Here is a 22,034-nt window from a genome sequence, read left to right as displayed (position 1 = left end):
GCCGTCAACCCTACTCAGTTTTGGGAGACTCCCTGTAAGCAAAATCTGATCCGGGAGTTATTACACGGCTACAGTAAGAGTATCGACCTGGTGATACCTTTCTGTTTTTGCCATCACCGGCAAGCGGCTGGCAAAAATGCAAAGAGTGTCGTTACGCGTGTCACTGATTTATAAAACAGCGTTTCTTTTACATCAAAAGAGGAGGTCATTTTTTGCGAGCCAGCCATCAGAAATGACTGATGGCTGGCGTAAAAAGCGGGGTATTAGCGGTAGTTGACGATAACGGAATTACGCTGAACTTTCAGCGCAGGGATCAGGCGTCCGCCGCCCGGCACTTCCCAGATAAAGCGCAAAGGTTCGACAGCAGGCACGCCGTTGAAGGCCTGAGTGGTGCCATTCTCTCCGTCAATTTCCGTACAGCGTGTCTGGGAGCACAGCCGTACCCGAAGCCCTGCAGGCGTTGGGCCAATAAGCGTGTAGTTCCAGACCACCAGGGTCATCAGACCGGACACCGGCTCAGTCGGTGATAGCGGTCGCGAAGACATGGCGACACCGCGGTTGCTGAGGGTCACGCCAATGCTGCTGGCCTGCCAGGTCCCTTCCCCGGCGGCCTGGGCCACCAGCGGAAAAAGTAAAATCCATAACCACTTACGCATTATTTTCCTCCGATCGTCGCCGTCATACGGATATGACGGTTATCCGACAACTCCATATTCGACAGCACGACCAGCTGGTTCAGGCTACGGCGCAGGAAGCGTGACAGCAGCGGACGCAGCGCATGGTTCACCAGCAGAACCGGTGGCGCCCCCAGCATCTCCTGACGCGCCAGCGCCTCTTGTGTTTGCTCCAGCAGACGGTCGGCCAGGCCAGGTTCCAGCCCTCCACCGCCCTGCAGAGCCTGCAGCAGCAGACGTTCAAGCGGCGTATCGAGGCCGATAACCTGCACTTCCCCGGTGCCCGGGAACCACTGCTGCGTGATCGCCCGTCCCAGTGCCACACGCACCACCGCCGTCAGTTCGTGCGGATCGCTTTGCAACGGTGCATGCTCGGCGAGGGTTTCCAGAATGGTACGCATATCGCGGATCGGCACTTTTTCCTCGAGCAGGTTTTGCAACACCTTGTGCAGCGTGGTCAGCGTCACGACGCCTGGCACGAGATCTTCCGTCAGCTTCGGCATCTCCTGCGTGACGCGATCGAGCAGTTGCTGGGCTTCCTGACGACCAAACAGCTCTGCAGAGAATTGTCCAATCAGATGGTTCAGGTGGGTCGCCACCACGGTACTCGCCTCCACCACGGTGTAGCCCTGAATTTGCGCCTGCTCTTTCAGCGCGCTTTCAATCCAGATAGCAGCCAGGCCAAAGGCCGGGTCGATGGTTTGCTCGCCTGGCAGCGTACCCGCCGCGGTGCCTGGGTTAATGGCCAGCCAGCGGCCAGGATAAGCATCACCGCTGCCAATCTCTACGCCTTTCATCAGAATACGATAGCGCGCAGGCGGCAGATCCATATTGTCGCGGATGTGAACCACCGGCGGCAGGAAGCCCATGTCCTGGGCGAATTTTTTACGGATGCTGCGGATTCGGCCCAACAGTTCGCCATCCTGCTGGAAATCGACCATCGGGATGAGGCGATACCCCACTTCCATTCCCAGCGAATCTTCCAGTTGAACGTCGTTCCAGGTCGCTTCCACGGCCTGCGTGTTCTCCGGCATTTTTACCGGAGCAGGTTCCGCTGCCGGGGTCATCTCACGTCCACGCATCCACCAGGCAAGGCCCAGCAATGCCGCAGTGAACAGCAGGAACACCAGGTTTGGCATTCCCGGCACCAAACCGAGCAGGCCCAGCACCGCAGCGGCCAGCAGCATCACGCGCGGGTTGCTGAAGAGCTGCCCGACCATTTGCTCGCCAACATCCTGATCGGTACTGACGCGGGTCACGATAACCCCCGCCGCCGTTGAGATGACCAGCGCCGGGATCTGAGCCACCAGACCGTCACCAATGGTCAGCAGCGTATAGCTTTCCGCCGCGTGGCCCATGTCCATACCGTGCTGCAGCACGCCCACCAGCAGGCCGCCGACCACGTTAATCACCATGATCAGGATGCCCGCAATGGCATCACCGCGAACAAACTTACTCGCACCGTCCATTGAGCCGTAGAAGTCAGCTTCCTGCGTCACTTCCGAGCGGCGCTTTTTGGCTTCATCTTCGGCAATAAGCCCGGCGTTCAGATCCGCGTCGATGGCCATCTGCTTGCCCGGCATCCCGTCAAGCACAAAACGCGCGCCCACTTCCGCGATACGTCCGGCACCTTTGGTGATAACCATAAAGTTAATGATGACGAGAATGACGAACACCACGATACCGATGGCAAAGTTACCGCCGACCAGGAAGTGGCCGAATGCCTCAACCACTTTACCCGCCGCAGCAGCACCGGTATGGCCTTCCATCAGAATGATACGGGTTGACGCCACGTTCAGCGCCAGCCTTAACAAGGTGGTAAACAGCAGAATGGTCGGGAATGCGGCGAACTCAAGGGTGCGCTGGGTGAACATCGCCACCAGCAAAACCATAATGGACAACGCAATGTTGAATGTGAAAAGCAGGTCGAGGATGAACGCCGGAAGCGGCAAGACCATCATCGACAGAATTAGCAGGATGAGAATCGGTCCGGCAAGGATCTGCCATTGCGTCGATTTCAGGTTGCCGGGCAGGCGCAACATTGCCACCAGATTAGCCATCAGTGTCCTTCTCGTTCATAAAATCCAGCGCGTCAGGCACCGGAAGGTTCTCAGGTTTCACAGGCCGTTGACCGCCAGCCAGACGCCAGCGTTTCAACTGCCATACCCAGGCCAGCACTTCCGCCACCGCGGCGTAGAGTTGTCCTGGGATCTGTTGTCCAATTTCCGCATGGCGATACAGCGCGCGCGCCAGCGGAGGCGCTTCGAGTATGGGCACCCGGTTTTCGGTACCAATTTCACGAATACGCAGGGCGATAAGCCCCGCCCCTTTCGCCACCACTTTCGGCGCGCTCATTTTGTTTTCGTCGTACTGCAGCGCAACGGAATAGTGTGTCGGGTTAGTCACAATGACGTCGGCTTTTGGCACATCTTCCATCATCCGTCGACGGGCGGCAGCACGCTGCATCTGGCGGATACGCCCTTTCACGTGCGGGTCACCTTCCATCTGCTTATATTCATCCCGAATATCCTGACGAGACATGCGCAGTTTCTTGAAGTGGCTGTAAAGCTGGAAGATAACGTCAAAACCCACCATGGGAATAATGCTGAGCACCACCAGCAGGGCACAGAGCCCGGCCAGGTTCAGCGCATTGCTCATCGCGGTTAACGGCGATTCGCTGATAAGGCGCATCATTTCCGGCCAGTGGTGCCACAGAAAAAAACCGCCGGTACTGCCCATCAGGACCGATTTAAGAATCGCTTTAAGCAACTCCGCACCGGTTTGCGCCGAGAACATTTTCGCAATCCCCGGCAGCGGGTTCAGTTTCGAAAACTTGGGTTGCAGCGATTTCCCGCTAAACACCAGACCGCCCAGCATCACGGGCGAGACCAGCGCCACCAGCACGACGCCGGTAATCAGGGGCAACAGCGCAAGCATGGCATCTTTAACGAGCAGGATTATCTGGCTGAGGATCAGGTTAGGGTCGTTGACCATACTGTGGTCAAAACGTAGGCCAGCCGAGAGCATTCCCGCCAGTTTGCGGGCGAGCGCCTCCCCACCCCACCAGATAATGCACACGCCTACGATGAGGATCAGCAGGGATGTCAGTTCTCGGGATCGGGGGACCTGCCCTTCCTCACGCGCTTTTTCTAGTCGGTGGGGTGTGGGGGCTTCCGTTTTGTCGTCGTTCTCTTCTGCCACAGTGCCTGCTCGCAGCCCATTTAGTCACGGGTATCATGCCAGCCTGACCTTTCATCAATGGGTTGAAAAAACCCAATAACCGGGTTCTTTTAGCCAGTTCAGCGTCGGAGCAATCGGGTGATGAGTAAAAAACGGCAAAAAAAAAATTTGAGATAGCGTTTGGCAACACTGTCAGCAAGCAGGGCGTGAGCAAGGGCCAGCCACCCCAGCGTTATGCACTCAAAATTAAGCGGCATACCCTCAGGTTGCGTACGCAACCTGAGGGTCATCACCTCAATCAGAAACCAAGGCTGTCCAGCAGGTCGTCTACCTGATCCTGGCTTGCCACAACGCCCGCTTTGGTGGCGTCGAGCTGTGGACCGTTGAGCAGGCTTTCGTTCTCGCGTTTTGGACGAGCGGCCGGTTCCGGAATGTTCTCCAGCAGCACCATCAGCAGCTGACGTTCAATTTCCTGAATCACATCCATCATGCGCTTGATAACCTGGCCCGTGAGGTCCTGGAAATCCTGCGCCATCATGATGTCCAGCAGCTGCGCGTTGGTAAAGCTGGTGTGGCCCGGCACATCGCCCAGGAACTGACGGGTATCCGTGACCAGCTCGCGGGCATCCGCCAGCTCGATTGGATTCTCAAACCACTCATCCCAGCGTTTGGTCAGCGCTTTCGCGCCTTTCTCCATCGCATCCTGATGCGGTTGTGACGCTTCAACGCTGTTCAGCGCACGTTCAGCCGCCTGAGCGGTCATCTGCACAACGTAGTCCAGACGATCGCGGGCATCCGGAATGGCTTCCGCCGCTTCAGCAATTGCCTGGTCCAGCCCCAGTTCACGCAGGCTGTCACGCAGCATGCGTGTCAGGCTGCCGATGCGGGCAATGATATCGCTGGGCGAGTGTTCTTCAACGGGTTTCATAGCAGGTTGCATCATCATAACCAACACCTCACATGCCGAGTTTCTCGAAGATCTTACCGAGCTTCTCTTCCAGGGTGGCCGCAGTGAACGGCTTCACAACATAGCCACTAGCGCCCGCCTGTGCTGCGGCAATAATGTTCTCTTTTTTCGCTTCTGCGGTCACCATCAGAACCGGCAATGATGCCATTCCCGCGTCCGCACGGATGGTTTTCAGCAGTTCCAGACCGTCCATGTTTGGCATGTTCCAGTCGGAGATAACAAAACCAAACCCGCCCGCCTGCAGTTTGTTCAGCGCATCAACGCCGTCTTCTGCTTCTTCAACGTTGTTGAAGCCCAGCTCTTTCAGCAGGTTGCGTACGATACGACGCATGGTGGAAAAGTCATCCACAACCAAAAACTTAAGCTCTTTATCCGCCATAAAATAATACTCCTGAGTCAAATACGTATTGCCTGTCCGGCACTGATTTTCGCCAGCATCTGCTGGCTTACCTGGCTAAGATCGACCACTTCGCTCACGCCACCCATATTGATGGCCTCGCGCGGCATGCCGAACACCACACAACTTGCTTCATTCTGCGCAATCGTCCAGGCGCCAGCCTGGTGCATTGCAAGCATTCCGGCGGCACCGTCGTTACCCATCCCCGTCAGGATCACCCCAACGGCGTTGCGCCCCGCATGTTTCGCCACCGAATGAAACAGCACATCCACCGACGGACGGTGCCGGTTTACCGGCGGCCCGTCATGAATTTTGATTTGATAGTTAGCGCCACTGCGCGCCAGCTCCATATGCTTGTCACCCGGTGCGATATACGCATGGCCGGGGAGTACGCGCTCACCGTCTTCCGCCTCTTTCACGCTGATCTGACACAGCTTGTTCAGACGCTCGGCGAACGAGCGGGTAAAGCCTGGCGGCATATGCTGCGTGATCAGAATACCCGGACTTGAAAGCGGCAATGGCTGGAGTACATGACGAATTGCCTCTGTTCCCCCGGTTGACGCCCCAATCACCAGCAGTTTTTCCGAACTGAGTAAAGGACCGGCCTTCAGCGTTACCGGTGCATCCATCGGTTTGTGCGCGGCAAGCTTCGCACGTGACGCGGTGCGGATCTTCTCGGCGATCATTTCGCTGTACGCCAGCATCCCTTCACGAATGCCAAGCTGAGGTTTGGTGACAAAATCCACCGCCCCTAACTCCAGCGCACGCAGGGTAATTTCAGATCCTTTTCCGGTCAGGGATGAGACCATCACCACCGGCATGGGCCGCAGGCGCATCAATTTTTCCAGGAAATCAATGCCATCCATGCGCGGCATTTCGACATCCAGCGTTAACACGTCGGGGTTATATTTTTTAATTAAATCCCGCGCTACCAGCGGATCAGGCGCTGTCGCCACCATCTCCATGTCGCTGTGGCTATTGATAATTTCAGTCATGATCTGGCGCATCAGCGCAGAATCGTCGACAGACAACACCCTGATTTTACTCATGCTTTTTCCTTACTCAGCGCATATACCGTTTGCCCACGCAGGCTAAACTCACGCACGAGGTTGCTGAAGTTTTCCGAGTGCCCGGCAAACAGTAAACCGTCAGGCTTGAGCAACGGAACAAACCGACGCAGAATGTCCTGTTGCGTCGTTTTATCAAAATAGATCATGACGTTACGGCAAAAAATAGCGTCGAATGGCCCCGGCACGTTGTACTGCTTATCCAGCAGGTTAACGGGCGCGAATTCGACACAGTTCGCCAGCTCCTGGCGCACGCGCACCAGGCCTTCATGCGGGCCGGTTCCGCGCATGAAGTAACGCTGCAACTGCTGAGGTGACAGCGTTTTCAGTTCATCCTGGCGATACACGCCGTTGCGTGCCTTTTCCAGCACTTCGGTATCAATATCACTGGCGTAGACTTTCCAGCGTCCAGGCGCCATGCCCAGCGTGTCGGCAAGGGTGATCGCCAGCGAGTACGGCTCTTCCCCGGTTGAGGCGGCCGCACTCCAGACGCGATACTCCCCGCTGCGGCGACGCGCGTGCTCCGCCAGGACCGGGAAGTGGTGAGCTTCACGGAAAAATGCGGTCAGGTTGGTGGTTAACGAGTTAATAAAAGCCTGCCACTCTGCGCTGTTCTGGTTCGCTTCGAGCATGCTCAGATAGCGACCAAAATCGTCCAGCCCCAGCGTACGCAAGCGCCGCACCAGACGGTTGTAGACCATGTCTCGCTTATGATCGGCAAGCACAATCCCCGCACGCTGGTAGATTAACTGACATATCCGACGAAAATGCGCGTCGGACAGCGCGAGGCGCTGTGTCATCTGCAACAGTAATGACGTTTGCCCTGGGGGCATTGGTGATGTCATAGCGCCTTCTTAATTACATTCAGGATACAACTGGCACGGCCTGCGACCGCCCGACTTCTGTTACTGCTTCAACGTGCTCTTTCACATTAAATACCGCGACCAGCCCGGTCAGATGATCCGCCTGGCTGGCCAGCTGATCGGTTGCCGCTGCCGCTTCCTCCACTAACGAGGCGTTTTGTTGCGTGACCTGATCCATCTGGCTTACCGCCTGGGCCACCTGCTCAATTCCGCGACGCTGTTCATCGGACGCAGAAGCAATCTCGCCCATGATGTCGTTAACCCGCGTAACGGAGGTGACGATTTCGTGCATGGTTTTCGCCGCCGTGTCCACCAGGGCAGAGCCTTGCTGGACGCGCGAAACGGACTCTTCAATCAGTCCTTTAATTTCTTTCGCGGCGTTGGCGCTGCGGCTCGCCAGATTACGGACTTCACCGGCCACAACCGCAAAACCACGCCCCTGCTCACCGGCTCGTGCCGCTTCAACGGCCGCGTTCAGCGCCAGAATGTTGGTCTGGAACGCAATACCGTCAATCACGCTGATGATGTCGCCAATTTTCTGTGAACTGGCGGCAATATCCTGCATGGTACTGGCCACGTGAGAGGCCTGATCGCCCCCCTTCTTCGCCGTCATCGCCGCCTGTCTGGACAGGTCAGACGCCTGACGCGCGTTATCCGCGTTCTGGCTTACCGTCGCGGTGAGCTGCTCCATGCTGGCAGCCGTTTGCGCCAGCGAAGCAGCCTGCTGCTCGGTGCGCGACGAGAGATCGTTATTGCCTGCCGCAATCTCCGAGATCCCGGTGTGCATGGCATAACTGCCCTGTCGCACATCGGAGACCGTTTCCCGCAGGGCGCCCTGCATCGCCTTCAGGCTGGCAAAAATCGCCGAAATTTCGTTCTTGCCGTACACCGCCACCGGACGCGCCAGGTTACCCTTCGCAATACTGTCGAAGTGGCTGGTGACGATCGCCAGCGGTTGCACAATCATTCTGCGCGACCAGTACAGGGCACCGCCGGTCAGCAGCACCGCCAGAATCACCACCACAGCAAAAATCACGCCTGACATATGGTAGTTTTTACGGCTGTCATTCCCGGCGCGTTGGACAAACTGGTTAATGTTCTGCTGCCAGGCATTAAAGCTCGCATCAAACGCCGCCTGGGACGCCTGGACCGGCGCGGTCATAAAGTCCGAGAGCTGGTTGTTCTCAAGCCAGGTCGCCTGGTGATCCAGGTCGCTGTGCCACTGATCAAAACGCTTCTTCATCGCGACTTTCAGCGCTTTCACTTCCGCGCTGCCGGCTTCCTGTGCCGCGAAGGCGTTAAACTGCGCGTCAGCCAGCTTCAGGCTGTCGCGCGCGGTCACCATCAACGCCTTGATGTCATCCGGCGGATAACTCAGGGCGGTTAAGGTTCCCGCTTTGTTCAGCGCCGTGCTTGCCTGTAACAGTACGGCGCGCGTCTGTGCCACGGCGGCGCGCTGCTGGTTACTCGCCTCAACTTCCTGCAAATTCTGATAGCCATCGCGAAACGCCCAAAAAGACAACCCGTTACTGCCAACCTGCAACACACCGCAAAGGATCAGAATCAAAAACAGTGTGGTCGAGATACGAATACGATTTAACATCCACGCTCCCATCATGCGGCAAGCAGCCGCGGTTTAAATGTCAGTCAAAATGTTTCCCAGTTTTCATGTCCGGTCGTCGCTGCAGGTTTACGGGTCGCTGCCGCTGCTGCGGCAGGCGCGAGATACGTTGCTTGCGGGGTGACCGTGTTTCCAGCGAGTGAAGCGAGACGAAACGCCGAGACGGCCATCTTCAGACGGCTTGCCTGGTCTTCCAGCGCAGCGGCCGCCGCAGCGGACTCCTGCACCAGCGCGGCGTTTTGTTGTGTCACGCGATCCATTTCCGATACCGCCAGAGCGACCTGGTCGATACCACGACTCTGCTCATCAGACGCAGAGGCGATTTCACCCATGATGTCCGTTACGCGGGTAACGGCATTCACGATGTCATTCATGGTTTCCCCTGCGCTTTCTACCAGCACGGAGCCGGTATCGACGCGGGAAACGGAGTCTTCAATCAGGGCCTTGATCTCTTTCGCCGCGTTGGCACTGCGGCTGGCAAGGTTGCGCACTTCCCCGGCCACCACGGCAAACCCGCGCCCCTGCTCGCCCGCACGTGCGGCTTCAACGGCGGCGTTGAGGGCGAGGATATTGGTCTGGAAAGCGATGCCGTCGATAACGCTAATGATGTCGGCGATTTTCTTCGAACTGTCGGCGATTTCGTGCATGGTTTTCACCACGCCGTCCACCACGCGACCGCCTCGCTGCGCCGTTTCGGACGCGCTTTCCGCCAGCTGTGAGGCCTGACGGGCGTTGTCCGCGTTCTGCTTCACGGTCGCGGTAAGCTGCTCCATGCTGGCGGCGGTCTCTTCGAGCGCCGACGCCTGCTGTTCGGTGCGCGACGACAGATCGTTGTTGCCCATCGCAATTTCGCTGGTACCGGTATAAATCGCTTCCGATCCGTTACGCACGTTGGCGACGGTCTCAATTAGCGAGCGCTGCATATGATCAACGCTGTTTGCCAGCTCGGTAATTTCATTGCGCCCGGAGACGGTCAGCGTTTTGGTCAGGTCACCACCGGCAATCTCGCGAATGTGGGCAATGACGCGACCGAGAGGATTAAGCAGGATGTGGCGAATGCCGTACCACACGCCCACCAGCACGATGACCAGCGCCAGCGCCATGACGGCCATCTGCCATTTGGCAAAGCGGTAATCATTCTGGCTTTGCGTAAAGGCCGAGTGATACAGGTCGCCACTGGCTTTGGCGTATTCCCCGAGTGCCGCACCAAGGGCGTTTTGCATCCCCTGGGTAGGTTGCGCGAAATACGCGTCCATGTTGCCGCTTTCCAGGAACTGAATAAGCTCCGTCAGACCGGCATAGTAGGCGTTGTACTTTTCATCGATATTCTGGCTCACCTGCGCCATGGCAGGCTGTGGCGTGATTTTCTTAAAGGCGTCGTAGTGTTTCGCGGCGTCAGCAAGGGTCGCCCGCGCATTTTTCAGCAGTTCCGTTTTCGCACTGCTCTGCTGATTATTTGGATCCATCATCATGCGGGCGGAAGAGCGGCTCAGGTTGATACGCGTTTGCAGCATCAGATCCCACGTCGACGTCAGTTCACTCTGCTGTACGCGGAGATCGTTCGAGGCGGCGAAACTGTCCTGGTTTTGTTTAAGTGACGAGAAAAAAAGCCCGCCGGAGGTAAGCTGAAGAAGTGCGAAAATGACCAGCACCATCATAAGCATTGTGACAACGCGGATACGGTTCAACATACAACACCTTCTCATAGATTTATTAACGGTGTTATCGGCACTGACTACAGGAACTTTACATTTGAGAAAGGGAAAAGCGCGGGGTTAAAACGCAACGTCAACGATCAGCGTATCGGTATAGGTGCCGGCAGGCGGCGTAGACTGGCTGGTAAGGACTTTGGCAGTGTAGTTGTAGGTTCGCAATAAACCGTCGGTACTGACCTGCGAGGAGGTTGCGCTGGTCCAGCGCTCGGTACCGCTGCCACCCCAACGGTTGGTCGTGGCTTCTTTATAAATGTCGTAACTCATGTAGTTACTGCCGCTCACCATGCGGCGAACGTTATTCAGCGCGTTGGCACCATTATTAATTCCGATAGTGTAAGTGCTTCCTTTGGTACAGGTGACGGCAATCGCCTGCGAGACAGTGGGGAAACTTTGCACCAGCGGCGCACTGTTGAAGTTGACGTCCGGCGTGGTCATGGCGCTGCAGTCGTTGGTAACGGTCATGTTGAGAAGAATACTGGTGGTCGCCGTGCCTGTCTGGGGAACGGTGCAAAGGCCCAGCACGCCCACGGAACAGACGCTGTAGTTGATGCTGAAGGTGAGCAGCACCTGATAGGGCCCGGCCGTGACGTTTTGTCCGGCAACGGTGCGGAAATAAAGCGGAATGCTGTACTGTTTTGACCCCAGTAATCCCAGCAGGGTGTTGCCGCTCCAGGTATAAGCTTTGCTGATTTGCACTTCGCTATTGCCCGAACACCCCGTTAACCCGCACAACCGGGTGGGGATCACATCCGTGATGGCCGCATTGTCGGTGCGTTTCATGGTGGCACGGCTGTTGCCTGAAACCGACGCTGCGGTGTAGTTCAGCGTCACCGAGTCGTTGGTCAGAAGATTGAGCACAGCGTCGCATGCCACGATCAGCCTGCCGGTGGTTTCGACCTCCCCGGTTCCGCTGAGCGCGAACGAGGTGACGCTACCAAATGACGCATTTACCGTACTGACGGTACACGCCGCCCAGCCGCCGCCGGAAAACAGCAGCAGCATCAACAGCAGTAAGCGCTTCACCGTTCCTCCCGGCAAATCAGCGGTCCGTATGTCTGCAGTTTATGTTCCGGATTGGCCCCCACGGTCAGCGTGGCCGAGCAGTGTTTTCCGTCTGGCGTAATCACCTCAAGCGGGTTCACATCGTTGAGATTTTCCAGCCAGGCGATGCCGTCATACCCCACCACCGCATTGTTGCGCGAGGCGCGTCGAACCTGGCTGCCTACCGGGATAGCCTGCCCCTGCTTGTCATGCAGAATGACGCTTGCCACCCGCTCCTGCTCCATCGGGAAATCGACCAGATAACCGCTGTGGCGGCGAATAGCGATCCGCCGCTCTGTCTCTTTCAGCCGGGTATCCGCGGGCAGATTCAGGGTGTCAATGCGATAACTGGCCGGGTAATAAGCCGATACACCGCTGACCAGCAGGTAGCCGTTATTGTTCGTTTTGCCGACCGGCTGGTTCTCATAGCTGACGGGAACGTCCGGGTGACCGTCGGTGCTGATCACCACAAACGCATCGTTGATTTTGTTTGCCGCAAACAGCTCGCCGTCCATCAGCACAACCGCGCCCATCGCCTCTCCCCACCAGGTCATCATGCCCCTTTCGCCATAACCACCGCCCTGAAGTTCGATGTTGTTATTGCGCCAGCCCAGCGTTCCCTGCTGATAATCATTGGCTTTCGACTGGTTGGCCCATGCCATGTTCCAGCTAAAGCCACCGTCGGAAGGCATGGAGTGGTTGTAGTTGATACGCTGCGTGCTGCCGGCATCTGGCGTGTTTTCATAGGTTACGGCGGCACTGTCACGCTCTCCCAGCGGCACCTGAAGCGACATGGCCACCGTCCAGTCTCCCCGCTGCTGATCGCGGCTTGCGGCCAGATAAATACTGCTCGCCCCCCACAGATTGCGGCTCCAGGAGAGATTCAGCAGTTCGGTTTTTTGGTTGTCAAAGCTCTCCACGCCGATCCACGCAGCACCGAGACTGCCATACTCGCCCAGGTTAAAGGTGAGAGAATACTGGTCGGTGTTGCGACTAAAACTGGCGATGGGCCGGTCATTTTCGTCATATACCGTCGGTTGGTCGTAGAGGGCGAGGTTGCCAAAGTCGCGATCGCGCCGCGTATGCTGTGTCGCTACACTAAATTCACTGGTACTGTACTGATAGCCCCAGTTGATTTGCCCGCCATTATCTCCGCGCATGCGGCTTTGAGAGTACGCGGTATTCACGACGCCAAACCGACCCAATTTAACCACCGTCCCCATCCCGCCCAGCGCCAGCGCTTCTGCCCCTTCGGCATGGCCCTCCAGCGTCAGCCAGTCCGTAACGCCATAGCGATACGACCCACTACCCGCCGCCGGGCCGTAGTCAAAATTCTTTATGCCGTAATTACGCCGCAGGCTGCCGAGCGTCACCGCCCCGTCGCTCAGGCCCTGTTTCAGCAATTCGCTGGTGACGTAAAACGGCAGCGTGGTACTCACCTGGCGGCCCAGCGCATCGGTGGTGACCAGTACCGCGTCCCCTGCTCCGTTGATATAGGGCAGATTGGTCAGGGTGAACGGTCCCGGCTGAAGCTGGGTCGAGCCGGAACGATAGCCATTGATAAAGAGATCCACCGAGGTGGGAACCGCCGCTTCGCCCGAGAACTCTGGGAGTGGCCAGGTCACGAGGTCAGGACGCAGGGAGAAATCCCGCCCGTAGCTGATCCCGCCCATGCGCACACTGGTGCTCCAGCTCAGGGCATCGCTGATCACATCCCCGGCGGTCCAGGTCGTTGCCTCGTCCTCGTTCGTCATCAGAAGCGTCGTGTCATAGCGCACATACCCTTCCTGCTGACCGTCGTTTCCGGTGAAATTTTCCCGGGCATAGCCGGTTGAAGAAAAGGAGCCGTTCTCATTGAAGTAGCGGAATTCATGCCAGAGCGAGGCCTGTCCGCCGACATGTTCCGTATGGTTGGTGTAGAGATCGTAATTGAGCAGCGCTCCACGCCCGAAGTGTGGTTTGCTTTGTGACATTTGTCCGCTGAAAGGGGTCACGCGTGAGGCGACCCAGTCGGCCGGAACGCCCAGCAGCAGACGCTGCGCCGCGCTATCGTACTCTACGCGCACCTGCGGCAGGGTAGAAAGGTTCACGTCTCCGGCAGGCACATGCTCCGGCGGAAGCCCTGCCCGCAGCAGGTCGGCGCTGGAAATAAAGAATGCCCCCTCGCGCTGCGTCACGGGCACCGCCATACCGGTGTCGTAGTGATTCAACACAATCGAGAGCTGAAAGACCGCTTCGCCGTTCAACGCCTGAGCCTGCGGCGGCGGCGGTAAACTGTCATCGCCGGGCTCAGCCCAGGTGCTGGTACTGACGCAGAGCAGGATCATCATCGCCGGTTTCAGTTGACGGGCGTCGACTGCCATTGCGTATCCCTGGCATTAATCTGCGCGCTCAGCCGGTCTGGCTGGCCTATTCCGGCCGGGATTGACCAGGTGCGGGTGCTGCCCGCAAGAACATACCCGAGTAATCCGTCTGCAACCGTCCGCTTCTGCCCGCCCTGCTCAAGCGCCACCTGGCTGAGTTTGACGTGCACATCCCCCTGATTACGGACCTCCAGGGCAGGATGTCCCTTCTCCTGCGTCACCCGCCAGCTCAGATTTTTGGTCTCCACCAGCGCATGATGCGCCCCCTCTTTTAGGGTCGGGATCCCCTGCCCATAAACGAACAAAGGAATGGAGTAGCGCATTTGCAATTTCAGGCCAATGGCCGGCTCGGCTTTGGCATCCGGCTGGGGGATTTCATCCACAATAATGCGGTAGGCCTGTTCGACGCCGAGCGGCACCGTACCCTGCTTAATCAGACGAATAAGCTGCTTACTGCCTTTGCCAATGGTGACGATGGGCGGGCTGGCCACCACGTCCTGCTGTGCGGAGTAGCGTTCATAACCGCCCTCCTGCTTCCAGCGCACAATGCGAACCTGCATTGTCGTTGCGCTGTTCCCCTGATTCTGGATCCATAATTCAGTGGCTTTGGCATCCGCTGACAGCCACGGATCGATGGGCCACAACAGAATGGTTGCCGCCGCCTGCGCCTGGCCTGTCGCCGCAGCCATTCCCCCCAACAAACTCACCAGACAAAGGTGTCTGAAAAATGGCTTCATCGACTGTCTCCCTTTATCACCATGACAAGGTCACGGTGAGCTGATCAGAATACGTTCCTGCCGGGCTAAACCCGGTCAGCAGCGCCACGCCAAAAAGCGGCAGCGCAATGTTATTACTGTTGGTATAGGTCACCGGTATTGCCTGATTGACGCCAATTTCACTGTTCGCCGCCAGCGAACTGCTGCTGTAAAGGCGATATCCCACCACTTCCGTTCCCCCTGAGCGCTTCATACGCCGAACGGAGGAGTAATTCTGTCCGCCGTTAATGCTCATACTCAGCGCCACGCCGGGCGTGCAGGCGATGGACAAGGCCCCGTTAGGCACAAAACTGGTGCTCACCGGGGCACTCTCCACCCCGTTATGGGTACCGAAATCGAGCGTACCGAAAAGTCCTCCGCTGCCCGCGGATACCGCGCACCCGGGCACAATGGTCGCGCTGACCTTAAATGACTGTGACGTCACAGCACCCGCCGCAGGCACCAGCATCAGGCAGACGATCAGCGCGTACAAAGGGTGCACGATCCCCTCCGCGCTGTTGCGCAGACGCAAAATGGATGCCTTCATGGCTGCATGAAACTAGTAGGTGACGCTGACGTTAATCGTGTCGGTGTAGGTGCCCGGAACGACCGTAACGCTGTTACCGCCCCCGGTAATGCGCCCGTAAAGTGTGTAACTGTCGATGCCCCCGGCGGTTGACGCTATTGGCAGTGCCGCGTTATTGGCAACGACGTTGTTAAATCCGCTGTCGCTATACAGGCTGTAAGCCACACCCTGTGCAGCATTGGTGGTGTTGACCAGATAGCGCGCAGGCGTGCCTGGCGTCCCCACAACGGTACCCGGCGCGGTGGAGTTGGTATTCCCGGTGATCGCCACCGTATAGCTGGCGGTCGTACATTGAATGGTGAACGTGTTACCGCCGCTGGCACCGGTCAGCTGCGTCGTCAGGGTGGAAAACGTTGCGGGATGGGTGCCGAAATCCAGGGTCCCGAAGTTAATGCCATTTTGCGTGGGCGAGCCGTTTATCAGACAACCGTTCGTCAGGGTTAACGTCGCGCCAATAGTACCGCTGCTGGTCACCGCCAGCGCCTGTTGGGCTGTTGTCGCCGTCAGCAACGTGCCTGCACAGATCAAAAGGAGTTTTCTTTTCATTTACCACCCTCCAGAAGACATTTCCGTTCGCTTGCCACATTTTATTTTTGCTGTTCAAGATGTTAGCCCCACTTAACGTTCCTCTTCCGGGGGTTATTGAGAATTTAGTTTATGGATACCGCTTCGACCACCCGCGCCGTGGAGGGCAAGACTAAGGGCTTATTGACTGAATATTTATTTATAAAACAGGATGTTAATACTTTGTGAATGCCTTATTTCTCGTATACGCAGAGGATATATCCATCGAAATGTGATCTGCATCACAATATATCGTCGAGGCGTTAACAACAAAATTAATAAAAATTAAAAACTAGTTGTATCTCCCTCCGCTTTACTTCAATTTATGTGCCGAATAATTTCCTGCGTCGTAATAAAAAATCTATATACATCGGCGCAGACGGCAACCAAAGCGCATAGAGGGTCTTTTTTCGTGGCAAGTGCAAACAAACTCACACTCTTCATCGTGATATTCATGCTGGCGGGTATTCTTTCAGGGGCGGCGATTCATGAGTATGCCTCTGCGGATGCCATCAAAGCATGGTCGGATAACATCACGCTGCTGACCGATATTTTCCTGCGTCTGATTAAAATGGTTATTGCACCACTGGTCTTCAGCACGCTGACCGTAGGCATTATGAAACTGGGTGAAACCTCCACCATTGGTCGCGTGGGCGGCAAAGCGATGGTGTGGTTTATTAGCTCATCCGTGCTTTCCATTCTGGTGGGACTGTTTATCGTCACGCTGGAGCGTCCGGGCAGCGGCCTGAACCTGGCTATCCCGAAAGAGGCGGTAGACACCGGCCTTGCGGTGGGAGGGATGACGCTGAAAGCGTTCTTGTCCCATACCATTCCGACCAGTATCGCCGGTGCGATGGCGAACAATGAAATCCTGCAGATTGTGGTCTTCTCTATGTTCTTCGGCATCGCCGGCGCGTCGCTGGGGCAAAAATTCAATGCCCCGCTGGTGGCCGCGCTGGATGTGGTCTCCCATATCATGCTGAAGGTGACGGGTTACGTGATGTACGTCGCCCCGTTGGCCATTTTCGCCGCCATCTCATCTGTGATTGCCACTCAGGGTCTGGGCATTCTGCTGAACTATGCCTCCTTTATTGGCGGCTACTACGTGGCAATCCTTCTCACCTGCATGGTGCTGCTGGCCGTCGGTTATATGGTGCTGAAGAAAGAGGTGTTCCGCCTGGTCAGCATGCTGAAGGACCCGGTGCTGGTGGCGTTTACCACCAGCAGTTCAGAAGCGGCGTATCCAAAAACGCTGGAACAGCTTGAGCGTTTTGGTTGCTCGCGCAATATCGCCTCTTTCGTTCTGCCGATCGGTTACTCCTTTAACCTGGTGGGCTCTATGGTGTATTGCTCTTTCGCCTCGATGTTTATCGCCCAGGCGTACAATATTCACCTGAGCTTCACCGAAGTGACCGTGCTGATGCTGACGCTGATGCTGGCTTCAAAAGGGATTGCGGGGGTGCCTCGTTCGTCGCTGGTGGTGCTGGCGGCAACCATCCCGAGTTTCAATATTCCGGTGGCGGGTATTTTGCTGCTGATGGGGATCGATCATTTCCTGGATATGGGACGTTCAGCGATTAACGTGCTGGGTAACGGTATTGCGACTGCGATGCTGTCGCAAAATGAAGGGGCGCGTGAAGCAGAGACTGAGCTGGTAGAGCAGGAAGCATAACGGGTTGGCGGCATGGTTTCGTTCACCTTAAGACCAGCAGAAAATACTACGTCTGCAGTAAGTGAATAAGATAAGGGGGCTGCAATAGCCCCCTTAATACGTTCACCGCAGCGGGCGAATCAGATAACCGAAATGCCCGACTGAACGAAACGGTTCCACGAAAGCCTCACAGAACCGTTTAGAGAAACATTACGCCACGTGATTCGCCGCGATATCCAGCAGCGCCATCTCATCACTGTTCAGCAGCTTCTCAATATTCACCAGAATCAGCATACGCTCACCCAGCGCTCCCAGCCCCGTCAGATACTCGGTAGACAGCGTGACCGCAAACTCCGGCGCCGGACGGATTTGATCGGACGTCAGGGACAGCACATCAGATACGCCATCCACCACGATCCCAACCACGCGCTGCCCCAGATTCAGGACAATCACCACGGTGTTCTCGTTATAGTCCACGTCGCCCTGGCTGAACTTCACGCGCAGGTCAACGATAGGCACAATCACGCCGCGCAGGTTGGTGACACCTTTAATAAATGCAGGCGTGTTCGCGATGCGGGTAACCTGGTCGTAACCACGAATTTCCTGCACTTTCAGGATATCGATGCCGTACTCCTCATCGCCTAAAGTGAATACCAGGAATTCCTGCCCTGATGGCTCGCCCGCCAGTTTCGTTACATTACTCATACCGGTCATGTTATTACCTTCTACTTAATCAGGCGGCTGTGTACGCCACACGTTGTTCACGATTTAATCCCTGAAGCGCCGACACATCAACGATCAGCGCCACGCTACCGTCACCCAGAATAGTGGCGGCAGAAATACCTGGCACTTTGCGGTAGTTGCTTTCGAGGTTCTTCACGACCACCTGGTGCTGGCCAATCAGCTGATCAACCAGCAGCGCGTAGCGGCGACCCGCACTTTGCAGGATCACCACGATCCCCTGCGTGGCCTCGGTTTTCGCGCCATCCACTTCGAACACTTTCCACAATTCGACCAGCGGCAGGTACTCACCGCGCACTTCAAGAACGCGCTCGCCACCCGCCAGCGGATGCAGATCTTCTTCACGCGGCTGCAGCGATTCCATCACCGCGTTCAGCGGCAGAATAAAGACTTCGTCCGCCACTTTCACCGACATGCCGTCGAGGATTGCCAGCGTCAGCGGCAGCAGGATACGAATGGTGGTGCCGGAACCTTGCTTAGACTTGATCTCAACGTGGCCGCCCATCTCCTGAATGTTACGCTTCACCACGTCCATTCCCACGCCGCGGCCGGAAACGTCCGTCACCTGCTCTGCGGTCGAGAAGCCTGGCGCGAAGATCAGCATGCCCACTTCTTCGTCAGTCATGTTTTCGTTGACCGCCATTCCCTGCGAAATGGCTTTCGCCAGAATGCGCTCACGGTTCAGGCCCGCACCGTCATCGGTCACTTCGATGCAGATGTTCCCGCCCTGGTGTTCGGCGGAGAGGATCAGATTCCCGACCGGGGATTTTCCGGCGGCAATGCGGTTTTCCGGCAGTTCGATACCGTGGTCGAGGCTGTTACGCACCAGGTGCGTTAACGGGTCGATAATGCGTTCGATCAGGCTTTTATCCAGCTCGGTGGAGCTGCCCATCAGCGTCAGTTCAATCTGTTTATTCAGTTTACTGGCCAAGTCACGCACCAGACGCGGGAAGCGGCTGAAGACATATTCCATCGGCATCATACGGATGGACATCACCGATTCCTGCAGGTCGCGGGCATTACGTTGCAACTGCCCCATGCTGGTAATCAGATCGCCGTGGGTCACCGGATCCAGTTCGTTAGACCGCTGTGCCAGCATCGACTGGGTAATCACCAGTTCACCCACCAGGTTAATCAGCTGGTCAACTTTCTCGACGGCGACACGGATGCTGGTGGATTCACTGGAACGCGCGGCCGGTTTGTCACCACGGCCTGGCGCGGCAGCATCTTTTGGCACCGCTTTCAATACCGGCGCCGCAGGCGCAACGGCAGGTGCAGCCGCCTGAGGAACAACCGCCACCTCTTCCACTGCCGCTGGCACGTCCACCGCCGCCGTTTCGGTTTCAAACGCGATCTGGTCGGCTTCGATAACAAAGCACAGGACCGCCACGATATCGTCCTGGCTGATCCCCTCTTCCAGCGTCGCACTCAGGCTGTCTTTGCCTTTCACCACGTTGCTTAATTTCGCCAGGTTACTCAGCTCTTCTTCAAGAAGGTCAACTTCGTTCTCTTTGAGGCGAGACAGCACCACGCGCACTTTACTCGCAGCGGCGGCCGGGGCCGCCTCTTGTGCGGTAACGGCATCGACAACGCTCAGTTTGGCTGCCGGAACAACAGCTGCGGCTGCGTCACCTTTGGCTTCCAGCGCGAGCTGGCGCAGCGCATTGCAGATGTATTCAAAGCTGGCGGCATCAGGCTCTGCCGAGCTTTTATAGGCGTCGAGCTGTTCCTGCATAATATCTTTGGTTTCCAAAAACAGGTTGATAATGTCGGTATTGAGCTGCATCTCACCGCGTCGTGCTTCATCCAGCAGGTTTTCCATTAAATGGGTCGTTTCCTGCAGGATGGTAAATCCAAACGTTCCGGCTCCGCCTTTAATCGAGTGCGCTGCACGGAAGATGGCATTGAGCTGCTCGGAGTCCGGTGCTTCAGGCACCAAATCCAGCAAGTGTTGCTCCATATCGGCCAACAATTCGTCGGCTTCATCAAAGAATGTCTGGTAAAAATCGCTAATATCCATGCTCACGCTATCACCTCGGATTGGCTGGTGGCGATGTTGGAACGGCAGCCGAAGGAACGGCCCCAGGCTGTTTTAAATCGTCCAGTGACTCATTCTGACTTTCGGCGTTTTCGTGCAGGATGGCCTGCTCCGCCTGCTGGTTCAGCACTAAAAGACTGATACGACGGTTGATGGCGTCATCCGGCCCGCGGTCAGTGACACGCATGGTTGATGCCATGCCGACCACGCGCAGTACCTTGCCATCATCAAGCCCACCTGCCACCAGCTCGCGACGCGAGGCGTTGGCACGATCGGCAGAAAGCTCCCAGTTGCTGTATCCCTTCTCACCCGTGGCGTATGGGAAGTCATCCGTGTGTCCAGACAGGCTGATACGGTTAGGAATACCGTTCAGCACTGGCGCAATGCCGCGCAAAATGTCGCGCATGTATGGCTCAACTTCCGCGCTGCCCGTTTTGAACATCGGGCGATTCTGGCTATCAATAATCTGTATACGTAAACCTTCCTGCACCAGATCGATCTTCAGGTGTGGTCGCAGGGCACGCAGTTTAGGATCCGCCTCAATCAGCTGATCGAGATCGCCGCGCAGTTTCTTCAGGCGCGCTTGCTCCATACGTTTTTTCAGCTCGTCGATGTTCGGCTCTTTCTTCACCTCACCCTTCTGCTGGGTGTAATCATCGCCGCCGCCAGGGATCGGGCTGTCGCTGTTAGAGATTCGCTGCCCACCGGTCACGGCGGTCGCCAGCGGCGTTCGGAAATACTCGGCAATCTGGATCAACTCTTTCGGGCTGGAGATGGAGATGAGCCACATCACCAGAAAGAATGCCATCATTGCGGTCATAAAATCGGCGTACGCGATTTTCCAGGAACCATGCGCGCCGTGCCCATGCCCCTTGTGCTTGCGTTTTTTTACGATGACGATCGGATGGGACTGATTTTTCATGCGTCCTCAGTTGTCGTCTGTTGGTTTGGGTTTTTCACCGCACGCACGTGTTCTTCAAGCTCGATAAACGACGGGCGCTCGCTGGAATAAAGCGTTTTACGGCCGAATTCAACTGCGATAGGTGGCGCATAACCGTTAAGGTTAGAGAGCAGCGTGATCTTCACGCACTGCATCATTTTGGTCGTTTCCGCGCTTTTCTGACGCAGAACGCTGGCCAGCGGAGAGATAAAACCATACGCCAGCAAAATACCGAGGAAGGTGCCCACCATCGCATGCGCAATCAGCGCGCCCAGCTCTGCCGCAGGACGATCCGCCGAGGCCAGCGCGTGTACCACGCCCATCACCGCCGCGACGATACCGAACGCAGGGAGGGAATCGCCCACCAGCGCCAGGCTGTTTGCCGGCACTTCGGATTCGCTTTCATGCGTTTCAATCTCTTCGTCCATCAGCGCTTCGATTTCGAAGGTGTTCATGTTGCCGCTGATGATCAGTCGCAGGTAATCGACGATGAAATCCAGCATCATTGCGTCAGCGAGAATACGCGGGTAGCTGGCAAAAATTTCGCTCTCTTTCGGGTTTTCAATATCCCGCTCAAGCGAGAACATGCCCTGCTGACGCGACTTCGCCATCAGACGATAGAGCAGCGCAAGCAGATCCATATACATGCTTTTGGTGTATTTAGAGCGACGGAACAGCAGTGGAATAGCTTTCAGCGTGCCCTTGATCGATTTACCGTTATTACCAACGATAAAAGCCCCTACCCCTGCGCCGCCGATGATAATAAGTTCAGCCGGTTGATAGAGTGCTCCAAGGTGCCCGCCGGTCATCATGTAACCGCCGAAAACTGTACCGAGAACTACCAGGTAACCTAATAAGATAAGCACGACAT

General features: G+C 56.7%; 19 protein-coding genes. 1 reads left to right on the top strand and 18 read right to left on the bottom strand.

The genetic code is table 11. The features are described from left to right. Window positions 1-263: 263 nt before the first annotated feature. The 14 genes from QE396_RS03100 to QE396_RS03035 form a co-directional block, all read right to left on the bottom strand. Window positions 264-659, bottom strand: a complete 396-nt coding sequence (locus QE396_RS03100) for a flagellar protein FlhE (RefSeq protein WP_123266835.1) — start codon at window positions 657-659, stop codon at window positions 264-266. Further along, on the bottom strand, window positions 656-2,734 hold the full coding sequence (gene flhA, locus QE396_RS03095; protein WP_014170658.1) for a flagellar biosynthesis protein FlhA: 2,079 nt from the start codon (window positions 2,732-2,734) through the stop codon (window positions 656-658). The genes QE396_RS03100 and flhA overlap by 4 nt, the downstream gene beginning before the upstream one ends. After that, window positions 2,727-3,875: a flagellar biosynthesis protein FlhB gene (gene flhB, locus QE396_RS03090; protein ID WP_014170659.1), complete on the bottom strand. Its 1,149-nt coding sequence runs from the start codon at window positions 3,873-3,875 to the stop codon at window positions 2,727-2,729. The genes flhA and flhB overlap by 8 nt, the downstream gene beginning before the upstream one ends. Before the next feature lie 277 nt (window positions 3,876-4,152). Continuing rightward, window positions 4,153-4,797: a protein phosphatase CheZ gene (cheZ, locus tag QE396_RS03085; protein ID WP_013096065.1), complete on the bottom strand. Its 645-nt coding sequence runs from the start codon at window positions 4,795-4,797 to the stop codon at window positions 4,153-4,155. A gap of 13 nt (window positions 4,798-4,810) precedes the next feature. Beyond that, the gene (gene cheY / locus QE396_RS03080; protein WP_000763862.1) at window positions 4,811-5,200 is read right to left on the bottom strand and encodes a chemotaxis response regulator CheY; all 390 of its coding nucleotides are present in this window, start codon (window positions 5,198-5,200) and stop codon (window positions 4,811-4,813) included. Window positions 5,201-5,217: 17 nt separating this feature from the next. Continuing rightward, window positions 5,218-6,267, bottom strand: coding sequence for a chemotaxis response regulator protein-glutamate methylesterase (locus QE396_RS03075; RefSeq protein ID WP_014170663.1), 1,050 nt, complete (start codon window positions 6,265-6,267; stop codon window positions 5,218-5,220). After that, window positions 6,264-7,130 carry a protein-glutamate O-methyltransferase CheR gene (gene cheR, locus QE396_RS03070; RefSeq protein WP_014170664.1) on the bottom strand — a complete coding sequence of 289 codons (867 nt, stop codon included), beginning with the start codon at window positions 7,128-7,130 and terminating at the stop codon, window positions 6,264-6,266. Before cheR ends, QE396_RS03075 begins: the two co-directional genes overlap by 4 nt. Window positions 7,131-7,149: 19 nt before the next feature. Next, a complete protein-coding gene (gene tap / locus QE396_RS03065; RefSeq protein WP_041162739.1) occupies window positions 7,150-8,751 on the bottom strand; it encodes a methyl-accepting chemotaxis protein IV in 1,602 nt (533 codons plus the stop codon). A gap of 44 nt (window positions 8,752-8,795) precedes the next feature. Beyond that, on the bottom strand, window positions 8,796-10,460 hold the full coding sequence (gene tar, locus QE396_RS03060) for a methyl-accepting chemotaxis protein II (RefSeq protein WP_020883382.1): 1,665 nt from the start codon (window positions 10,458-10,460) through the stop codon (window positions 8,796-8,798). An 84-nt stretch (window positions 10,461-10,544) separates the two neighbouring features. After that, entirely contained in the window at window positions 10,545-11,507 is a 963-nt protein-coding gene (locus QE396_RS03055) for a spore coat U domain-containing protein (protein ID WP_032680768.1), read from the bottom strand. Beyond that, window positions 11,504-13,888, bottom strand: coding sequence for a fimbria/pilus outer membrane usher protein (locus QE396_RS03050; RefSeq protein ID WP_014170668.1), 2,385 nt, complete (start codon window positions 13,886-13,888; stop codon window positions 11,504-11,506). Before QE396_RS03050 ends, QE396_RS03055 begins: the two co-directional genes overlap by 4 nt. Further along, window positions 13,864-14,625 carry a molecular chaperone gene (locus QE396_RS03045; protein WP_014170669.1) on the bottom strand — a complete coding sequence of 254 codons (762 nt, stop codon included), beginning with the start codon at window positions 14,623-14,625 and terminating at the stop codon, window positions 13,864-13,866. Before QE396_RS03045 ends, QE396_RS03050 begins: the two co-directional genes overlap by 25 nt. 16 nt (window positions 14,626-14,641) lie before the next feature. Beyond that, a complete protein-coding gene (locus tag QE396_RS03040) occupies window positions 14,642-15,190 on the bottom strand; it encodes a spore coat U domain-containing protein (RefSeq protein WP_014170670.1) in 549 nt (182 codons plus the stop codon). Window positions 15,191-15,202: 12 nt separating this feature from the next. Next, on the bottom strand, window positions 15,203-15,775 hold the full coding sequence (locus tag QE396_RS03035; RefSeq protein ID WP_020883378.1) for a spore coat protein U domain-containing protein: 573 nt from the start codon (window positions 15,773-15,775) through the stop codon (window positions 15,203-15,205). Window positions 15,776-16,205: 430 nt separating this feature from the next. Here QE396_RS03035 and QE396_RS03030 point away from each other — a divergent pair, with 430 nt between their 5' ends. After that, a complete protein-coding gene (locus QE396_RS03030; RefSeq protein ID WP_025203835.1) occupies window positions 16,206-17,465 on the top strand; it encodes a dicarboxylate/amino acid:cation symporter in 1,260 nt (419 codons plus the stop codon). 189 nt (window positions 17,466-17,654) lie between these two features. On the opposite strand, the gene cheW is transcribed toward QE396_RS03030, so the two are convergent. The 4 genes from cheW to motA are packed head-to-tail and all read right to left on the bottom strand — an operon-like array spanning window position 17,655 to window position 22,029. Beyond that, a complete protein-coding gene (gene cheW / locus QE396_RS03025) occupies window positions 17,655-18,158 on the bottom strand; it encodes a chemotaxis protein CheW (protein WP_014170674.1) in 504 nt (167 codons plus the stop codon). A gap of 19 nt (window positions 18,159-18,177) precedes the next feature. Continuing rightward, complete coding sequence (cheA, locus tag QE396_RS03020) at window positions 18,178-20,211, bottom strand: chemotaxis protein CheA (RefSeq protein ID WP_014170675.1); 2,034 nt, start codon at window positions 20,209-20,211, stop codon at window positions 18,178-18,180. A gap of 4 nt (window positions 20,212-20,215) precedes the next feature. Further along, window positions 20,216-21,145: a flagellar motor protein MotB gene (gene motB, locus QE396_RS03015; protein WP_014170676.1), complete on the bottom strand. Its 930-nt coding sequence runs from the start codon at window positions 21,143-21,145 to the stop codon at window positions 20,216-20,218. Continuing rightward, window positions 21,142-22,029 carry a flagellar motor stator protein MotA gene (gene motA / locus QE396_RS03010; protein ID WP_008500417.1) on the bottom strand — a complete coding sequence of 296 codons (888 nt, stop codon included), beginning with the start codon at window positions 22,027-22,029 and terminating at the stop codon, window positions 21,142-21,144. The genes motB and motA overlap by 4 nt, the downstream gene beginning before the upstream one ends. Window positions 22,030-22,034: the final 5 nt, after the last annotated feature.

This window comes from Enterobacter sp. SORGH_AS_0287, from assembly GCF_031453695.1.
Taxonomy (GTDB): domain Bacteria; phylum Pseudomonadota; class Gammaproteobacteria; order Enterobacterales; family Enterobacteriaceae; genus Enterobacter; species Enterobacter ludwigii.
This window is presented reverse-complemented; position numbering and strand designations above follow the sequence as displayed.